At 45.7% G+C, this 17,079-nt stretch carries 17 protein-coding genes; all 17 read right to left on the bottom strand.

The window, feature by feature from the left end; translation table 11 throughout:
- Positions 1-174: 174 nt before the first annotated feature.
- The 17 genes from ccmB to fliQ all read right to left on the bottom strand — a co-directional run bounded on the left by ccmB (position 175) and on the right by fliQ (position 17,070).
- A complete protein-coding gene (gene ccmB, locus NX845_RS09820; protein WP_004736228.1) occupies positions 175-843 on the bottom strand; it encodes a heme exporter protein CcmB in 669 nt (222 codons plus the stop codon).
- A gap of 1 nt (position 844) precedes the next feature.
- Complete coding sequence (gene ccmA, locus NX845_RS09815) at positions 845-1,462, bottom strand: cytochrome c biogenesis heme-transporting ATPase CcmA (protein WP_012603450.1); 618 nt, start codon at positions 1,460-1,462, stop codon at positions 845-847.
- A gap of 278 nt (positions 1,463-1,740) precedes the next feature.
- A complete protein-coding gene (locus NX845_RS09810; protein ID WP_260256786.1) occupies positions 1,741-2,253 on the bottom strand; it encodes a DUF2802 domain-containing protein in 513 nt (170 codons plus the stop codon).
- Positions 2,253-2,747, bottom strand: a complete 495-nt coding sequence (locus tag NX845_RS09805) for a chemotaxis protein CheW (protein ID WP_004736225.1) — start codon at positions 2,745-2,747, stop codon at positions 2,253-2,255. The genes NX845_RS09810 and NX845_RS09805 overlap by 1 nt, the downstream gene beginning before the upstream one ends.
- Before the next feature lie 74 nt (positions 2,748-2,821).
- Positions 2,822-3,973, bottom strand: a complete 1,152-nt coding sequence (locus NX845_RS09800) for a chemotaxis protein CheW (RefSeq protein ID WP_260256785.1) — start codon at positions 3,971-3,973, stop codon at positions 2,822-2,824.
- A complete protein-coding gene (locus NX845_RS09795) occupies positions 3,960-4,742 on the bottom strand; it encodes a ParA family protein (protein ID WP_017076808.1) in 783 nt (260 codons plus the stop codon). Before NX845_RS09795 ends, NX845_RS09800 begins: the two co-directional genes overlap by 14 nt.
- A 10-nt stretch (positions 4,743-4,752) precedes the next feature.
- Positions 4,753-5,874 carry a chemotaxis response regulator protein-glutamate methylesterase gene (locus tag NX845_RS09790; RefSeq protein ID WP_017076809.1) on the bottom strand — a complete coding sequence of 374 codons (1,122 nt, stop codon included), beginning with the start codon at positions 5,872-5,874 and terminating at the stop codon, positions 4,753-4,755.
- A 13-nt stretch (positions 5,875-5,887) separates the two neighbouring features.
- Positions 5,888-8,062, bottom strand: a complete 2,175-nt coding sequence (locus tag NX845_RS09785) for a chemotaxis protein CheA (protein WP_260256784.1) — start codon at positions 8,060-8,062, stop codon at positions 5,888-5,890.
- Between the two features lie 9 nt (positions 8,063-8,071).
- Positions 8,072-8,803 carry a protein phosphatase CheZ gene (locus NX845_RS09780; RefSeq protein WP_004736219.1) on the bottom strand — a complete coding sequence of 244 codons (732 nt, stop codon included), beginning with the start codon at positions 8,801-8,803 and terminating at the stop codon, positions 8,072-8,074.
- 106 nt (positions 8,804-8,909) lie between these two features.
- A complete protein-coding gene (gene cheY, locus NX845_RS09775; RefSeq protein WP_016767062.1) occupies positions 8,910-9,278 on the bottom strand; it encodes a chemotaxis response regulator CheY in 369 nt (122 codons plus the stop codon).
- A gap of 42 nt (positions 9,279-9,320) precedes the next feature.
- A complete protein-coding gene (locus tag NX845_RS09770; protein WP_017076812.1) occupies positions 9,321-10,055 on the bottom strand; it encodes an RNA polymerase sigma factor FliA in 735 nt (244 codons plus the stop codon).
- Complete coding sequence (locus tag NX845_RS09765; protein ID WP_004736216.1) at positions 10,048-10,935, bottom strand: MinD/ParA family protein; 888 nt, start codon at positions 10,933-10,935, stop codon at positions 10,048-10,050. Before NX845_RS09765 ends, NX845_RS09770 begins: the two co-directional genes overlap by 8 nt.
- Positions 10,936-10,948: 13 nt before the next feature.
- Complete coding sequence (gene flhF, locus NX845_RS09760; RefSeq protein ID WP_017095930.1) at positions 10,949-12,532, bottom strand: flagellar biosynthesis protein FlhF; 1,584 nt, start codon at positions 12,530-12,532, stop codon at positions 10,949-10,951.
- Between the two features lie 27 nt (positions 12,533-12,559).
- Positions 12,560-14,659 carry a flagellar biosynthesis protein FlhA gene (gene flhA / locus NX845_RS09755; protein ID WP_004736214.1) on the bottom strand — a complete coding sequence of 700 codons (2,100 nt, stop codon included), beginning with the start codon at positions 14,657-14,659 and terminating at the stop codon, positions 12,560-12,562.
- Positions 14,660-14,871: 212 nt separating this feature from the next.
- The gene (flhB, locus tag NX845_RS09750; RefSeq protein WP_004736213.1) at positions 14,872-16,002 is read right to left on the bottom strand and encodes a flagellar biosynthesis protein FlhB; all 1,131 of its coding nucleotides are present in this window, start codon (positions 16,000-16,002) and stop codon (positions 14,872-14,874) included.
- 9 nt (positions 16,003-16,011) lie between these two features.
- A complete protein-coding gene (fliR, locus tag NX845_RS09745) occupies positions 16,012-16,794 on the bottom strand; it encodes a flagellar biosynthetic protein FliR (protein ID WP_004736212.1) in 783 nt (260 codons plus the stop codon).
- Between the two features lie 6 nt (positions 16,795-16,800).
- Entirely contained in the window at positions 16,801-17,070 is a 270-nt protein-coding gene (fliQ, locus tag NX845_RS09740; RefSeq protein WP_004736211.1) for a flagellar biosynthesis protein FliQ, read from the bottom strand.
- Positions 17,071-17,079 lie beyond the last annotated feature (9 nt).

The raw sequence follows: 17,079 nt of genomic DNA, 5'->3' as shown, positions 1-17,079 counted from the left end.
TAATCTCACTCTTACTTCATATTGCTTACAGCTATCACAGCTATAATTATTATAATTTATTTGGCTTACTGTCTCTTTCAGTGACTCTATGAGTTTAAAAGCTTCAATTAGTTCACTCTGAACAAACAAAGTGGAAGTGAGCGCTTGGTTAGCTAGTTTTAATCAGATAATTAACTAGTTAACACTCACTCTCAGCGCTGCGCTTATGGCAAATGGGGTGAGCGTCATTGCGCCCATTAGCATTGCCCCTAACACAGCTAATTGTCCGTTATACGCAACGCCTAGTGCTGCCGCATCAATCGCTGATGTAGCAAATATAAGAATTGGGATATACAACGGCAAAATAAGCAGACTTAACAGCACACCGCCTTTTTGTAATCCAACCGTTAAAGCGACACCAATCGCACCAATGAAGCTTAATGCAGGCGTACCAACCAATAACGTTAAGACCACCGATAACCAAGTATCGAAATCCAAGGACAGCAGTACCGCTAACAACGGACTGATCAATATTAATGGTAACCCTGTCAATAACCAGTGCGCTATGACCTTGGACAATACTACCAACTGCAACGGGATGGGCATCAGCATCATCTGCTCGAGGGCGCCATCTTGAAAATCATCTCGGAATAATCGTTCGAGAGAGAGTAATGCAGAAAGTAAAGCAGCAACCCAAACAATGCCCGCTGCGATACGCGCAAGTAGGTTTGGCTCAGGGCCGATACTCAATGGGAAAAGGGTGATGACAATGATAAAAAACCACAGAGGGTTAAAGATATCGGCTTGGCGACGAAATGCGATCAACAGCTCACGTCGAATGATCGTTGTCATTGAAGAAATCATATTACTCACCCAACTTTATTTTTCTTAGTTTCGGGCTATCAGCAAACATATCTTGGTGTGTGGTTAATAACACAATTCCACCGTTGTCTGCATGCTGAGAAAAAAGAGACTCAAGAACTTTAACGCCCTGCTTATCAATGGCAGTCAGCGGTTCATCTAGAATCCACAACATTTGCTTACTTAACCACAGACGAGCCAATGCTACACGGCGCTGTTGGCCCGCCGAAAGTTGACCTGCAGGCACGTCTTCTCGTCCAGCAAGGCCGACTTGAGCCAATGCATTGTAAAGTTCTTCCTTACTCGTTCCACTGCTGTGAATCGATTGATAGAAGCTCAGGTTTTCATAGGCACTAAGCTCGCGTTTTACGCCAGTTTGGTGACCAAGAAAAAGCAAATTTTGGTGATACACATCTCGACTCGTTTCAATGGACTCACCATCCCAAGAGATAGTGCCTTCATCACGATCACCTAAGCCGGTGATAATCCTAAGGAGTGTCGTTTTCCCAGTACCGTTACGACCTTCAACTTGAACCAGCTCACCGGGTTTCAATTGAAAAGACAACGATTCAAATAGAACCCTGTCGTCACGAATAGCAGTTAAATTTGAGACTTCAAGCATAGGTAAATTTAGTCGAGTAATGAAAGGGCTATAGTAGCACACCAATATGGTGACAAAACAGGACTAGGCGTTTTCGATAGAACAAACTCCGTAAGAAACTGTTACCACCGCATCACAATTTACACATTTTCATCAACAAACAAGATACTGCCTTAGATACAAGCACTTATAAACATCGTTCTATATAGAGCTGTCAGGCATAAAAAAAGAAGCCGAAGCTTCTTTTAAGAGGAGTGCACGATAAACATCAATTACTCAATACGCAGCGAGCGCTCAATTTAACGACGTCGAGTTGGGTCTCTGCGCTTATGAGCTGCATCTGGTTTTTCATCGTACGATGAAGGGTTACTTCTTAGCGAAGGAATTTTTTCCTTACCCGCGAGCTTATTCTGCAGAGACATCATCAGCTCAGCTTCAGCTTTAGGTAATTCACACTCTTCGATCAGTTCGTTTATCCCTGCACCAAGCTGAACCATCTTCGTTGCACGCGTGTACAAGCGCCCATCGGTATCAACATGTTCCAGCTCTACAATGCGTTCATTCAAGTGCTTTATTAGATCTTGCTGTTCCGTCACTTTCTGACCAAGGCCAACCACGACAGAGCGGACCTCAAGCAATTGCTTGCTCGATTTTTGAAGCTCTTTGTCCAAGTTACGAACTTGCAGGCGTGACTGATCGAGCTGCTTTTGAATCGCACGTTTTACTTTGCTAATCAAAATCACGATGAATAACGTAAAAACCCCGACTCCGGCAATCAGAGCAACAGGGCTTAAAGGAAGCGCTTCAAACATTACAGGTGAGCCATCTCATCCCATTCGTCTTCGCTTAGTAGTTTGTTTAGATCTACTAAGATAAGCAGCTTGCCATCACGGTTACTTACACCTTGGATGAACTTGGCACTTTCATCAGTACCAACACTTGGAGTAGTGTCGATTTCAGAAGAACGTAGGTAAACCACTTCAGCAACGCTGTCTACTAGAATGCCAATGACTTGACGCTCAGATTCAATAACGATGATACGAGTGTTGTCTGTGATTTCACCTTGCATCAAACCAAAGCGAGAACGAGTGTCGATAACAGTAACAACGTTACCACGCAGGTTAATAATACCTAGAACGTAATCTGGAGCACCCGGTACTGGAGCAATTTCACTGTAGCGAAGTACTTCACGTACCTGCATAACATTAATGCCGTAAGTTTCTTCTTCTAGCTGGAATGTCACCCATTGAAGTACTTCATCATTGGTTGGGTCTTTTCTTACTTCAATTTCACTCATATGAGACATATTTAATCCTCTTGCCGTCGTTACCGACCACTATTATTAACTTGATGCGTTTATTGTTAGCCTAATGCTTATTACTAGCTTAATGCTTTTACATCTAGCCCTGCGTTTAGCATGGCGATCAATGCTTCAACATGAATCAAAGCACACATTTTTTCTTTTACCATACCAGCGAGCCATGGGCGTTTACCTGCCATTTCTCGCCAACGAACTTTATCTGTATTAAGAAGCTCGGTACCTTTAAGTTCAGTACCCGCAAGCCCCCATAAGCTTTCTCCAAGCATCACTATATATTGATAGTTTTCTTTGTATTCATCATTCGTTAGTTTCTCAGGCATCACCCACTTTGCGGTGTCGACCACATCTAACTGACTATCTCGATTTGTTTGCAAACCTAAATACCAAGCAGGCTTACCAATCAAATGGCTTAGCTCTTCAAGGCGATGAATACCACCAAGCTCATCAAGAGGAACAGCAAATGTTACCCCGTTGACGTCAAAATACAGTACCTGAAAATCTTCTGTTCGAGCCGTAGTTTCCCAAGAGGTAAACCGTTCAATACCGCCAGATTGAGTTTCAAGCTCAACCTCGGGCTCACTGACAGATTCAATTTCTGACTCTTCAGTGTGAGTTTCGTCTTGCAGAGCTTCAACGTGCGACTCTTCAGCTGTTGGTGATTCTTCAGCTATTGGCGACTCGGCTTGCTGCTCAATTGGTCGTTCAACAGGTCGATCAACAACCATTGATGAATCTGACTCTGGGAGGTTCCAATCTTGAATCTCAGGTTCTACAGAAAGCTGAACGGATTCCACCGCCGCATCAAACATTTGCATGTCTGCTTGCTGAGCGATTTTCTGCGTGTTCTGATCCATTAATTCATCAAGATTCAGTTCATCAACCACGTTCGTCGCTTCTAAGCGGCTCAGTAATTTTTGAACGTCTTCCAGATTGGGCACTTCAAATTCAGCTTCTCGTAACTCGGCATAAGTCGAGTAACTCGAATGTTTGGGCTCTGGCTCTGGCTCTGGCTCTGGCTCTGGCTCTGGCTCTGGCTCTGGCTCTGGCTCTGGCTCTGGCTCTGCAGATGATGACTCATCGCTGGTCTCGTCAACAAAAAATTCGTCAGAATCCAGCATTTCATCACCTAACAGCGCAGTAAAGTAATCATCAAGTGCTTGTTCACTTGATAAACTTGATCGCGCCATTGTTGATTCTTTATTCGCGCTCATTTATCGCCAGCCTTTCGAGATAAATAAGCAGCTGTTTGTAAGCAAATACACCACGACTACCCGATGCAAAATGAGATGCTGGTAAGCGCTTTAGGCTAGCATCTCGAAACTTAGTGTCTATCGGCACAGCGGATGTCCAAACTTGATTTGGATAATCTTCTTTTAGCTGAGTTAATGTTTGCAGTGATGCTTTAGTTCGCTTGTCGTACATCGTCGGGACAATCGTCACCTTAAACGGTGTTTTGCGAGACTTCTGCATGATAGCCAAAGTGCGAATCATGCGCTCTAAGCCTTTCATTGCCAAAAACTCAGTCTGTACCGGAATCAAAATACGGTCACTGGCAGCCAATGCGTTGACCATCATCACACCCAAGATCGGCGGACAATCGATAAGCACATAGTCATAGTCGTCTTTCAAAGCGGCTAAAGCACGCTTCAAGATCAACCCCATACCGCTTCGATTTCCCATCACACGGTCTAATGTTGCCAAAGACATGTGCGCGGGAATAATATCGATACCTTCGACTTCCGTTTGTAAAATCAAAGGTCTTACTGTCGGCGCGTTAAACTCACGCAACTGAAATAGATCAAACAGACTCGATTCCACCGTATCTGAGTCGTAACCCAGATAGGTGGTTAGTGATGCATGCGGGTCAGTATCAACCAACAGAACACGGTGCCCCTTCAACGCAAGTAAACCTGCTAGGGTCACGGTCGAGGTCGTTTTACCAACACCACCTTTTTGGTTTGCAACACTCCAAACAATCATTTCGATTTACCTAAGCTAACCCAACTTCAACCAAAATCCTTTCCGCAATGCGGTCTAGAGGGAGGTCTTCAGTAGAAATGCCAGCTTTTGCTACAGCTTGAGGCATACCATATACAACACAGCTATCTTCGTCTTGCGCCCAGATTGTCGAGCCCGCAGTTTTTAACATACGCGAACCTTCTCGACCATCAGCGCCCATACCGGTCAGTATCATAGACAAGACTTTGTCACCGTAGATCTTCGCTGCAGAGCCGAAGGTTACATCCACACAAGGTTTGTAATTCATTCGGTCGCCGCCATCGATAATTCTTAAGCGAGCAGATCCTGCACGGCCGTCAACCATCATCTGTTTACCACCAGGAGCAAGATAAGCCACTCCAGGTTTCAACACATCTCCGTCTTGTGCTTCGCGAACCTCAATCTTGCATAAGGTATTCAGTCGGCTAGCAAAAGCGGCGGTGAACGTTGCTGGCATATGCTGAACTAACACAATCGGATGTGGGTAGTGTGCAGGGATGCGCGTCAAAATTTTCTGTAGTGCAACAGGGCCACCCGTAGAAGTACCAATTGCAGTTAATTGATACTTTTTACCCGAAGCTCTGAATTTCGCCGTTGATGCAACCGCTGGTTTCACTGCTGAAGCTGCTGCTGAAATCGGTTGGCGCAATGGTGTTGAAGTTGTTGCCGGTGTAGCTGTAGCTCGTGGCGCAATCGGAGCACGGCGCATAAACGCACGCTTTGCTGCAATCTGAATCACACGTTGTTGAAGCAATGCGACAGCATCATCACGGTTACGTGCGATGTCTTCAAACTTCTTAGGTAGGAAGTCTAGAGCACCAGCGTCTAACGCATCTAACGTTGCTCTCGCACCATCATGCGTTAGCGATGAAAACATTAAAATAGGCGTTGGCGACGCAGCCATGATTTCACGAACGGCGGTGATGCCGTCCATGACAGGCATTTCGATGTCCATCGTGATTACGTCAGGTCTCAGCTGTTTCGCTTTCTCAACCGCTTCTTTACCGTTTACTGCTACATCAATGACTTCTAGGCGAGCCTCTGAGTTGATGATCTCGCTAACGCGACGACGAAAAAAACTCGAATCATCAACGACTAATACTTTAATCGCCATATTTATCCTTAAATTAAATTCTTGACGCAGCTGCGTACTGCTTCAACAAGTCCGGCACATCTAGAATCAATGCAATGTGTCCATCACTTGTAATTGTCGCGCCTGCCATTCCTGGCGTGCCCTGTAGTAGTTTATCAAGTGGTTTGATAACAACTTCTTCTTGGCCAATAAGCGTATCAACAACAAAACCAACACGTTGGCTACCAAGTTGTACGATAACAACATGGCCGTGTCCTTTACGCAATTCCACAATACCCGCTTTAGGTGCCAGCCAGTTTTGCAAGTAGAACAACGGAATAGACTTATCGCGAACGATAATCGTCAGCTGGCCATCAACCACGTTTGTACGGCTTAAATCTAGGTGGAAGATCTCGTTTACAGAAGCCAGTGGCAATGCAAATGGATGTCCGGCAACACCGACCATCAAGGTTGGTAGAATCGCCAGCGTCAATGGAACCTTGATCGTGATCTTGGTGCCTTGTCCCATCTCTGAATCAATATCAATCGAGCCATTCAGTGTGTTGATCGCTGTTTTCACAACGTCCATACCTACACCACGACCAGAGATATCCGAGATCTGCTCCTTGCTTGAAAAGCCAGGGGCAAAAATAAGATTGAAACACTCTTTGTTTGATAAGCGAGACGCTGCATCTTCATCCATCAGACCGCGTTTAACCGCAATAGCACGAAGCTTATCAGGATCCATACCACCACCGTCATCAACGATAGCCAGTTCAATATGGTCACCTTCTTGCGAGGCAGATAGAATCACTTTACCCGTTTGTGATTTGCCAGCCGCAATACGGGCTTCAGGCATTTCAATACCGTGATCCACAGAGTTTCTCACTAAGTGAATCAGTGGATCGGCAAGTGCTTCAACTAAATTCTTATCAAGATCCGTTTCTTCCCCGCGCATTTCAAGAACAATGTCTTTCTTCAAACTACGAGCAAGGTCGCGGACAACTCGTGGGAAACGACCAAAAACTTTCTTGATCGGCTGCATACGAGTCTTCATTACCGCACCTTGGAGGTCTGCGGTAACAACATCTAAATTCGAGACAGCTTTTGCCATCTCTTCATCGTTACTGTTTAAGCCAAGGCTTACAAGTCGATTACGAACCAACACCAGCTCACCCACCATATTCATGATGGTATCCAGTGTTGACGTGTCGACACGAACTGTAGCGTCGGCTTGTTGTTTCTTCGCTGGCGCTTTAACTTCAGCTTTCGCTGGTGCTTCTTTAACAGCGACCGGTGCAGATGGCTTAGGTGCTGCTTGTGGAGCCGGCACTGGAGCAATAGGCTTCGCTGCAGCAGGTTTAGTTGCTGCATCTAGCTCTTCAATAGTTGGTCCATTACCTGAACCATGTAACTGGTCTAGTAGCTTCTCAAACTCTTCGTCGCTCATCAGGTCATCACCTTCAGACATCGCCGAAACGGGTGCGGAAGAAGGCGCTGGCGGAGGAGGAGGCGCTGAACCTACTGCCGTCGGGCTCTTGCCCGCGCCATGCAGTTCATCTAATAACTTTTCGAATTCGTCATCCGTAATATCACCGCTCTCAGCAACCGGCTGAGGAGCGACAGGAGCTGGCGGCGGTGTTGGTACAGAAGAAGCTGTTGGTGAACCACCTTTACCATGAAGCTCATCAAGCAGACGCTCAAACTCATCTTCAGAGATATCATCCACTGAAGATGCACTAATGCTTGCGCTTTCGACGATCGGTTCAGCAGGCGCTTCAAAAACGGGGTCAGCGATTACTGGTACTGGGGCTTCTACTGGAGCAGCTTCATCGGTCGACTGTGGTTTACAGAGGCGGTGAAGTTCATCCAATAAAGCTTGATCAGCTGGCACTAAAGGTTCCTGATCTTGCACGGCTTGAAACTGTACATTAACTGTATCTAGAGCCTGCAGCATGGTATCCATCAAACCTGATGTTACGCTGCGCTGGCCGTTTCGTAGAATGTCGAACACATTCTCAGCACCATGACAAGTATCCACCAGCTCAGTCAATGCTAGGAAACCAGCACCACCTTTTACTGTATGGAAACCACGGAAAATAGCATTTAATAGGTCTTTGTCGTCAGGGTTATTCTCAAGCTCTACCAGTTGTTCTGATAGGAGTTCAAGGATCTCTCCTGCTTCGACTAAAAAGTCCTGAAGAATATCTTCGTCTAAATCGTAGCTCATACGTTACCTTTAAAATCCAAGACTGGATAACAAATCGTCGACTTCATCTTGAGATGCAACAGCATCTTCACGCTCTTCTGGGTTCAGAATTGGACCTTCAGGCGCAATAGATGCTTTCTTCTCTGACTCTGGAGTTGGCTCTGTTTGATTCGCACCGAATACGGTGAGAATCTCGACCAAACGTCCTTCAACCTCATTCACCAAGGTAATAACTTTGCTAATTATCTGCCCAGTTAAATCTTGGAAATCCTGAGCCATCAAGATTTCAGTCAATTGTCCACGTAGTTCAGTACTATCGCCTTCTACTTGGACAAGCAATCCATCAATGCGGTGACATAAAGCTTTAAATTGTGCCAGCTCAATGCGGCCATGCATCAGTTCATTCCATTGAGGCCTTACTTGAAGTAAACACTCGTGTAGGTTGTCTGCAATTGGCATACAACGATCGACAGCGTCCATCGTCTTATTTGCCGCAACTTCCGTTTTATCAATGACATATTGAAGGCGATCCCTTGCGTCAGGGATTTCATCATTTGCGATAACGCTAATGCGCTCATCGAAATTGAATTGAGTCAAAGAGTCATGGAGGTCGCGAGTCAAACTTCCTATTTCTTGAAGCATTGGATTGTCTTGAAGACTAAAATTGTCTTCATAAATGCTTCTAACAAGAGAATCAGCATCTTGCTGCTTATCGTTCTCAAGCAGCTCTACTAATTTTTTTGCTTGTTCTAATGAAATCATCCTGAGTTCGGCCTTACTCCGCATACTTTGTGCGCTTAGGCTATCGAGATAAACAGAGATCTTATCGGTCAGTGTTTGCCTAGAAGTGCCTAAAACTTATTGATGCTTATAAGCGATCAAAAATCTTATCAAGTTTCTCTTTCAGCGTTGCAGCAGTGAAAGGCTTCACAATGTAACCATTAACACCCGCTTGCGCTGCTTCGATGATCTGCTCACGCTTCGCTTCCGCAGTGATCATAAGCACTGGAAGGTGCTTAAGTTCTGCATCTGCGCGAATGTGTTTAAGCAGGTCAATACCTTGCATGCCTGGCATGTTCCAGTCAGTTACCACGAAATCAAATTCGCCTTTTTTCAGCATAGGTAACGCGGTTAAGCCATCGTCTGCTTCTTGAGTGTTGTTGAAACCTAAATCGCGAAGTAGGTTTTTAACAATTCGGCGCATCGTTGAAAAATCATCAACAATGAGAATTTTCATGTTTTTGTTCAAATTAGCCTCCACTGAATAGAATCAGTGTTGTTAGTCGTTCTGTGTCCAAGCACTTAACTTAGTGCGTAAACGCTGCATAGATTGGCTCAGTATTTGGCTGACACGAGATTCGCTGACACCTAGTACTTCCCCAATCTCTTTTAAATTGAGTTCTTCGTCGTAATAAAGCGAAAGCACGAGGCCTTCCCTTTCCGGAAGTTGTTTTATCGAATCGATCAAAGCTTGACGAAATGACTCATCAGCAACCCCTTGAAAAGGCGTGTTATCTTGAGAGTCTTCATTCGGAGATATTACATCATCTGAGACGCCTAAATCTTCGATCCCGACAAGTCTTGAGCAATTAATATCAGTTAAAGCGTTGTGGTACTGGTCTAAACTCAGCCCCATGTGCTTTGCCACTTCGGCATCACTTGGGTCGCGATTGAGGGTACCCTCTAATTCCGCGATTGCACTGCTGATTTCTCGATTGTTTTTATGAACCGATCTCGGCACCCAGTCACCACGGCGAATGTCATCCAACATAGCTCCGCGAATCCGAATACCTGCGTACGTCTCAAAGCTTGCGCCTTTGGTACCATCATAGTTTTGTTGCGCTTCAATCAAGCCAATCATGCCAGCTTGAATTAAGTCATCAACCAAGACATTAGGCGGTAATCGCCCCAACAAGTGATGAGCGATACGTTTAACCAACACAGAATACTTCTCAAAAAAAGCCTGTTGGCTATTGTGATTAGCATGTTGATCGTAAGTAAGCGCTTTATTCACCAAATGGTTCCTCTATAAATTCAGTACGATTCAGCAGCCTTTCAACAAAGAACTCCAAGTGTCCACTTGGCGTTTTTGGTATTGGCCAGGTCAATGCTTTATTAGCCAAAGAACTGATTGCCAATGCAGCTGGAGAGCGAGGGTACGCATCTACTACGATTTTCTGTCTCTTGACTGATTGACGTACTTTATCATCTAAAGGAATACATGCTACGAGTTCGAGGCTCACATTCAAGAAGCGCTCTGTGACCAAAGTCAACTTTGCAAATAATTCTCGGCCTTCGCGGTAGCTTCTGACCATATTTGCAACAATTTTGAATCGCTGAACTTGGTGCTCTCGGCTCAAAAGCTTGATCAGTGCATATGCATCTGTGATTGAGGTAGGCTCATCACATACCACAACAACCACGTCTTGCGCCGCTCTTGAGAAGCTAATTACCATGTCTGAAATACCCGCAGCGGTATCAACCAACAAGATATCCATCTCGTCTTCAAGCGAACCAAATGCACGAATCAGCCCAGCGTGTTGAGCGTGTGAAAGTTCAGTCATGCTTTGCGTACCAGATGTCGCTGGAATAATTCTAATTCCGTGCGGCCCTTCGACAATCGCATCCTTAAGTTCACATTCGCCAGCCAACACATGACCCAGGTTTCGTTTAGAACGAATGCCCAGCATGATGTCTACGTTAGCCAGCCCTAAGTCGGCGTCCAGTACCATGACTTTCTTGCCTTGGCGAGCCATACAAATAGCCATACCTAACGTCACATTCGATTTACCGACGCCTCCCTTACCACCGGTTACAGCGATAACTTTTGTGAGTGAAGGCTTGGTTAAGCGACGGAGGCCGCTAGCTTGATCGTGTATCATATTCTCATTCATATTTATCCGCCGCCTAGAGCCCTTCAGAATCGCTATTCCAGTAATGAGGTTCATTCTCTGTAGATTTTTCTAATAACTCATTAGCCTTAGCAATCATATACTTTGGCTGAGCTATGACGATATCTTCAGGAACTCGTTGACCATTTGCTATATAAGCAACTGGTAATGCATTTTGTATTACCACACTGATGAACTCACCCAAGCTAAGGGATTCATCCAGCTTAGTCAGGATACATCCCGACAACGGGATTCTTCTAAAGTGTTCAATGGTTTCTTGTAGTACTTTGCGCTGTGCGGTTGCAGGCAACACAAGGTAACTATTGATAACGGAACCACTCTCTTGCATCAATGTGTCTAACTGCTCGGATAGGCGAACATCTCGTTGTCCCATGCCTGCAGTATCGACCAGAATCAGGCGACGATTACGTAACTGATATATTACATCGGCCAATTCACTAGAATCTTTAGCAACTCTTACAGGACAACCCATAATTCGACCATAAATCGATAACTGCTCATGTGCACCTATACGATATGTATCCGTTGTCACTAGTGCGACGTTGTCGGCGCCATATTCCATGGCTGCGCGTGCAGCTAACTTAGCAACCGTCGTTGTTTTACCTACGCCAGTCGGGCCCAATAAGGCCACAATACCACCGCGTTTTAAAATATCTTTTTGCGTGACAGAGATTTGGTCAGCAACCAGAGCTAACAAGGCCTTCCATGCACGAGCAGGCTTGGTATCTTCAGGAATGTAACAGGCCATTTGATCGGCAAGTTCGGCAGATACACCCATACGCTCAAGGCGTTTGATAAGCATTGCTCTGAGCGGTTCACGACGCTCAACTTCTTGCCACATTAGCCCTGATACTTGATGCTCTAATAGACGACGAATTGAGGTCATCTCTTCACGCATCGTCTCCATTTCTGCATCTGAACCTTTCGATTGAGGGTTTTCACGACCACGATCATAACGGGTAGGATCCAAACGAGGTGCTGGACGCTCTACTCTGCGGTCTTCGGCAATCAATTTAGATAAGCCTGTTTCACGAGCAAATGCTGAATCGAGGCTCCCGTGAGATTGCTGGTTACCAGAAGACTGTTGGTTGCCAAGAGACGGCTGGTTGCCGAGAGACTGACGATTACTATGTGGCTGATGATTACTATGCGGCTTATGACCCGTGCTGGATTGGCGATTTAGCAATGCTGACAACGAGTCTTCGTTTTCAGCACGGTGTTGTGGCTCATCATCGGCACCATGACTGTATTGCTTTAGCATATTCGCAAAGCGTTTGGTCATTGAGCGTCCACCTTCAGCATTCGTCTGTAAGCTAACCTTGTCATCGTCTAATTGACGACGCCCTGCCGGTGCTGCGGGCGCGGCCATTTGCGTATATTGGCTTTGCGCAGGCTGCTGAGGTTTATTTAATCTCTGGCTCGCTGTCGACGGGCTAGATTCGCCATCAATAGCGGCAACAATTTCCACGCCACCTGCGACCTTTTTGTTAGACATGATCACCGCTTCTGAGCCAAGTTCTTCTTTAACTTGGAGCAGTGCGGTTCGCATATCTTTTGCAAAAAATCGTTTAATTTTCAATTCGATCGTCCGTTCTAATTAGGCGGCTTAATTACCAACAGCTTGTACTATACGTATCTGCTTTTCGTCCGGTATCTCTTGGTAAGATAACACTCTCAAGCTTGGGATCGTGTTCTTCACGAACTTAGCCAGAGTTGAACGCAATACACCAGAGGTCAGTAGCACTGCTGGCTCACCTTTCAGCTCTTGCTCTTGTGTGGCATGGCTGAGTGAGGTCTGTAAACGTTCGGCTAAACCAGGTTCAATACCAGCAGATTCTCCGCCGGATGCCTGCATGGTTTGATGCAAGATTTGTTCCAGCTCTGGGATCAAGGTTATCACGGGCAACTCTGGCTCTATACCATTGATTTCTTGAACAATTAGTCGTTTCAAAGAGATACGAACAGCCGCCGTAAGTATGTCAGGTTCTTGACTCTTACTTGAGTACTCCGACAAAGTTTGGACTATTGTTCGAATATCACGAATTGGAATGGCTTCATTCAATAGGTTCTGTAGCACTTTCACAACGACGCCAAGCTGTAACTGGTCCGGTACAAAGCCTTCCACCAGCTTAGGCGTTGAACGGCTAAGCATCTCAAGTAAGTTCTGAACTTCTTCGTGACCAATCAGTTGTGATGCGTTATTCGTTAGCTGCTGACTGAGGTGAGTGGCCAACACGGTTGATGAATCAACAACCGTGTAACCTAAGGCTTGCGCATGTTCACGCTGCTCTTCACGAATCCACACGGCTTCTAGACCAAAGGCAGGGTCAATCGTCGGCTCACCATCGATCATTCCATACACTTGGCCTGGGTTAATAGCTAATTCCATATCCGGCTTAATCTCAGCCTCACCAACCGCAACCCCCATTAAGGTGAGTCGGTAACTGTTTGGCGTCAATTCTAGGTTATCGCGGATGTGTACTGCTGGGATCAAGAAACCAAAATCTTGAGACAGCTTCTTACGCACCCCTTTAACGCGTTCAAGCAATTCGCCACCTTGGTCTCTGTCAACTAGAGGTATCAAGCGGTAGCCAACTTCTAAGCCAATAATATCAACAGGCTGAACATCATCCCACGAAAGTTCTTTCTGAGAACCCGTCTCCCCACTCGCTTCAACCGTAGCTGGAAGGTTGGGTTGTTCAGCTTTTTTCTTGTTCTTTTTATCAATGTAATAGGCACCTGCACCTGCAACGACAGCAAGGCTCAAGAACGAGAAATGAGGCATACCCGGCACAATACCCATGATGCCAAGGATAGCGGCGGTGATCATCAAGGATTTAGGATTGTCGAACAGTTGGAAGAAGAGCTGTTGCCCCATATCTTCATCAGTATTTTGACGCGTTACCATCATCGCAGCAGCGATAGAAAGCAGTAGAGACGGAATTTGAGCAACCAGACCATCACCGATAGTCAGTAGCGTGTAGATTTCGATCGCTTCACCAAAACCAAGGTCAAACTGAACCATACCAATACTCAAGCCACCAATAATGTTGATGAACAAGATCAAGATACCAGCGATCGCATCACCTTTAACAAACTTAGATGCACCGTCCATTGAACCGTAGAAATCGGCTTCTTTGGTCACTTCAAAACGTCGAGTACGAGCCTGATCTTGGTCGATCAAACCTGCATTTAAATCGGCATCGATTGCCATCTGCTTACCCGGTAAAGCATCAAGGGTAAAACGTGCACTTACTTCCGAGATACGACCCGCACCTTTGGTGACAACCATGAAGTTGATGATCATCAGGATCAAGAACACCACCAAACCAACCGCATAGTTACCACCGATAACCACGTTACCAAAGGCTTCAATAACGTTACCGGCAGCGTCACCACCCTCATGGCCATGGAGCAATACTACACGTGTCGAAGCAACGTTCAAGGCCAAGCGGAGCAGAGTCGCAATCAGGAGTACGGTCGGGAATGCAGCGAAGTCTAAAGGCCGACGGGTATAAACCGAAACCAATAGCACAACCATAGACAGTGCAATGTTGAAGGTGAAGAACATATCCAACAAGAAAGCTGGAATGGGCAACACCACCATAGCAAGCGTTGCAAGCACCATAACAGGCGCGCCAATCGCAGGCATGGCACGGTTAGGAATTTTAGGTAGCTTGTCCGCAAAAGGCAGGGTGAATTTCATAAATCTAGGCAGTTTCGCTATGTTGTAGCTATCTCACTAAGCAGATTGAGGCCTAGGTCTAAGCTATGTTGCTATGGGCTAATATGTTCGGAATTGATATAGCAAACACTGTACCAACATCTCACGTCAAATTATCGCCATCACCTCGGAAACAAGAGGTGTAGCTAAGTTGCTATTATCAGGGTTCATCAAGCTGAGCTCAAGCAATTGATCTAATGTCGTAAATCAGGTGGGATCGGCATATTAGAATCTTGCAGTTTTGGCCTCTCTCCACCTTTTTTTCGGTATTGCTTAAGTTGGAAAACATATGCAAGCACTTGTGCAACTGCCGCAAACAGACCGTCAGGAATTTGTTGTTCGAGCTCTGTGGTGTGATAAAGCGCCCTAGCCAATGGCGGTGCTGGAATAATATAGATGTCATTTTCTCGTGCGATTTCACGGATCTTCATCGCCATGTGATCGACACCTTTAGCAACCACAATTGGTGCCTTATCTTGATTCTGCTTATAGCGCAGCGCCACTGAAAAGTGCTCAGGGTTGGTCACAATCACATCCGCTTGAGGAACGTCAGCCATCATTCGACGTTGAGCGGCTTCTCGTTGCAGCATACGAATACGACCTTTCACTTCGGGCTTACCCTCAGTGTCTTTGAATTCGTCTTTGACTTCTTGCTTGGTCATCTTCAGCTGATCAGCGTGTTGCCAGATCTGGAATGGGATATCAATGGCGACCACGATGAGTAGAGAACAACTGATCAATAGGATAAAGTTGAGCAAAATATCTAAGGCATGGAATATATTCTGTGGATACACATCCATACTCAACTGCATCAAGTCATGTTGAGAAGCTTGAATCAGGTAAATGGCCATGCCCGATACCAAAGCCACTTTCAAGATAGATTTCAGCAGTTCAACCCAGCTTTGTAAGCCAAACATACGCTTGATACCACTCAAAGGGTTGAGCTTAGATGCTTTTGGCATAGCCGCTTGCATTGAGAAATTGACCCCACCAACACCCGCAGCGCCAATCACAGCAGCAACGAACAAAGTGATGAGAATCAAGAACAGTGGAAACAACAAGTTTACTAATGCGCCACCCGCTATTTCCAGTAGCTTGTTAGTATCAAAAATCTCGTCACGACTGAGTGAAAACAGGCGTTGCATGGCCTCGAACAAAGCCTTCGCCATCGATTCGCCAAACCACATTAAAGAAATCGCACCGACTATCAATACCGATGCTGACGCCAGCTCTTTTGACCTTGCAACCTGCCCTTTCTCTTTGGCCTGTTGCAAGCGTTTGGGCGTGGCGTCTTCTGTGCGTTCTTGACCGTCTGACTCTGCCATTTCAGTCTCCTAGCAATCTAACCGGATTAGACGACATATCTGTTGCTCGCCTTGTATCCAAAATAGCTCATAGTGGCTAAACAATCCGCCAAGGATGTACCAACAAAGTAACAGACCCACGAGTAGCGCAAATGCAAAACCCAAAGAAAATATGTTTAGCTGAGGTGCCGCACGTGTCATTACACCAAATGAAAGGTTAATCGTCAGCAGCGCAATAATACCCGATAACGACATCGCTAATGCTGTTTTGAACATGATGCCAAGCCACAATGCCAGCTCTCTGAAATCGACGGCGGTTAAAGACCCACTGCCAATCGGCAAGGTTTTAAAACTAAACACCACCAGTTGCAACATTTTCAAGTGACCATCGGTCGCCAAGAAAAACATGGTCGCCAACAGCATGAACAGTTGGCCAAGTACTGGCGTATTTTGACCGTTAGCTGGGTCAACCATAGAGGCAAAACCCAAACTCGATTGCATACCTAAAATCTGACCGAGCATAACAAAAGTTTGAATCAAAAACTGCGTAACAAACCCCATGGCGACACCAATCACGATTTGTTCAAATACAGTCAAGAATCCTTGGAAGGACAGCAGCTCAATCTCTTTAGGAACAGCAGGGATTGCGGGCATCACAGCAAAGGTGATCGCCAAACCTAAATACAGACGGATACGCGGCGACACAAAGCGTGCCCCTGTTACCGTCATTACCATCAGCATGGCTGAGATGCGAGTGTATGGCCAAAAATAATTGGCTAACCACTCTAGTACAAGGCTCGTTGGGTATTCCATATAGGTTTAATACAGAACTTGCGGTAAGCGTTCGATGAGTTCGAAAAAAAACTCCATCATCATCTGAGTCATCCAGTGAGCAAACATCATCAACGCCAATAACGTCACGATCAAACGCGGTAGGAAACTCAATGTTTGTTCGTTGATAGACGTCGCAGCTTGGAAAACCGCTACGACTAAACCAATTAATAGGCTAGGAATAATAATGGCACATACCATTATCAGTACCATCCAAAGTGCATCTCGGAACAACTCTACGAATATTTCAGGATTCATTATTCCCCC

This window comes from Vibrio sp. NC2, assembly GCF_025195005.1.
Taxonomy (GTDB): Bacteria; Pseudomonadota; Gammaproteobacteria; order Enterobacterales; family Vibrionaceae; genus Vibrio; species Vibrio splendidus.
The sequence above is the reverse complement of the archived record's forward strand: the minus strand, read 5'-3'. Positions and strand labels throughout refer to the sequence as shown.

What these genes read in the sequence shown, in the direction of transcription:
- ccmB (WP_004736228.1), bottom strand. Translation starts at nt 843, where the DNA reads ATGATTTCTTCAATGACAACGATCATTCGACGTGAGCTGTTGATCGCA.
- ccmA (WP_012603450.1), bottom strand. Translation starts at nt 1,462, where the DNA reads ATGCTTGAAGTCTCAAATTTAACTGCTATTCGTGACGACAGGGTTCTA.
- NX845_RS09810 (WP_260256786.1), bottom strand. Translation starts at nt 2,253, where the DNA reads ATGTTTGAAGCGCTTCCTTTAAGCCCTGTTGCTCTGATTGCCGGAGTC.
- NX845_RS09805 (WP_004736225.1), bottom strand. Translation starts at nt 2,747, where the DNA reads ATGTCTCATATGAGTGAAATTGAAGTAAGAAAAGACCCAACCAATGAT.
- NX845_RS09800 (WP_260256785.1), bottom strand. Translation starts at nt 3,973, where the DNA reads ATGAGCGCGAATAAAGAATCAACAATGGCGCGATCAAGTTTATCAAGT.
- NX845_RS09795 (WP_017076808.1), bottom strand. Translation starts at nt 4,742, where the DNA reads ATGATTGTTTGGAGTGTTGCAAACCAAAAAGGTGGTGTTGGTAAAACG.
- NX845_RS09790 (WP_017076809.1), bottom strand. Translation starts at nt 5,874, where the DNA reads ATGGCGATTAAAGTATTAGTCGTTGATGATTCGAGTTTTTTTCGTCGT.
- NX845_RS09785 (WP_260256784.1), bottom strand. Translation starts at nt 8,062, where the DNA reads ATGAGCTACGATTTAGACGAAGATATTCTTCAGGACTTTTTAGTCGAA.
- NX845_RS09780 (WP_004736219.1), bottom strand. Translation starts at nt 8,803, where the DNA reads ATGATTTCATTAGAACAAGCAAAAAAATTAGTAGAGCTGCTTGAGAAC.
- cheY (WP_016767062.1), bottom strand. Translation starts at nt 9,278, where the DNA reads ATGAAAATTCTCATTGTTGATGATTTTTCAACGATGCGCCGAATTGTT.
- NX845_RS09765 (WP_004736216.1), bottom strand. Translation starts at nt 10,935, where the DNA reads ATGAATGAGAATATGATACACGATCAAGCTAGCGGCCTCCGTCGCTTA.
- flhA (WP_004736214.1), bottom strand. Translation starts at nt 14,659, where the DNA reads ATGAAATTCACCCTGCCTTTTGCGGACAAGCTACCTAAAATTCCTAAC.
- flhB (WP_004736213.1), bottom strand. Translation starts at nt 16,002, where the DNA reads ATGGCAGAGTCAGACGGTCAAGAACGCACAGAAGACGCCACGCCCAAA.
- fliR (WP_004736212.1), bottom strand. Translation starts at nt 16,794, where the DNA reads ATGGAATACCCAACGAGCCTTGTACTAGAGTGGTTAGCCAATTATTTT.
- fliQ (WP_004736211.1), bottom strand. Translation starts at nt 17,070, where the DNA reads ATGAATCCTGAAATATTCGTAGAGTTGTTCCGAGATGCACTTTGGATG.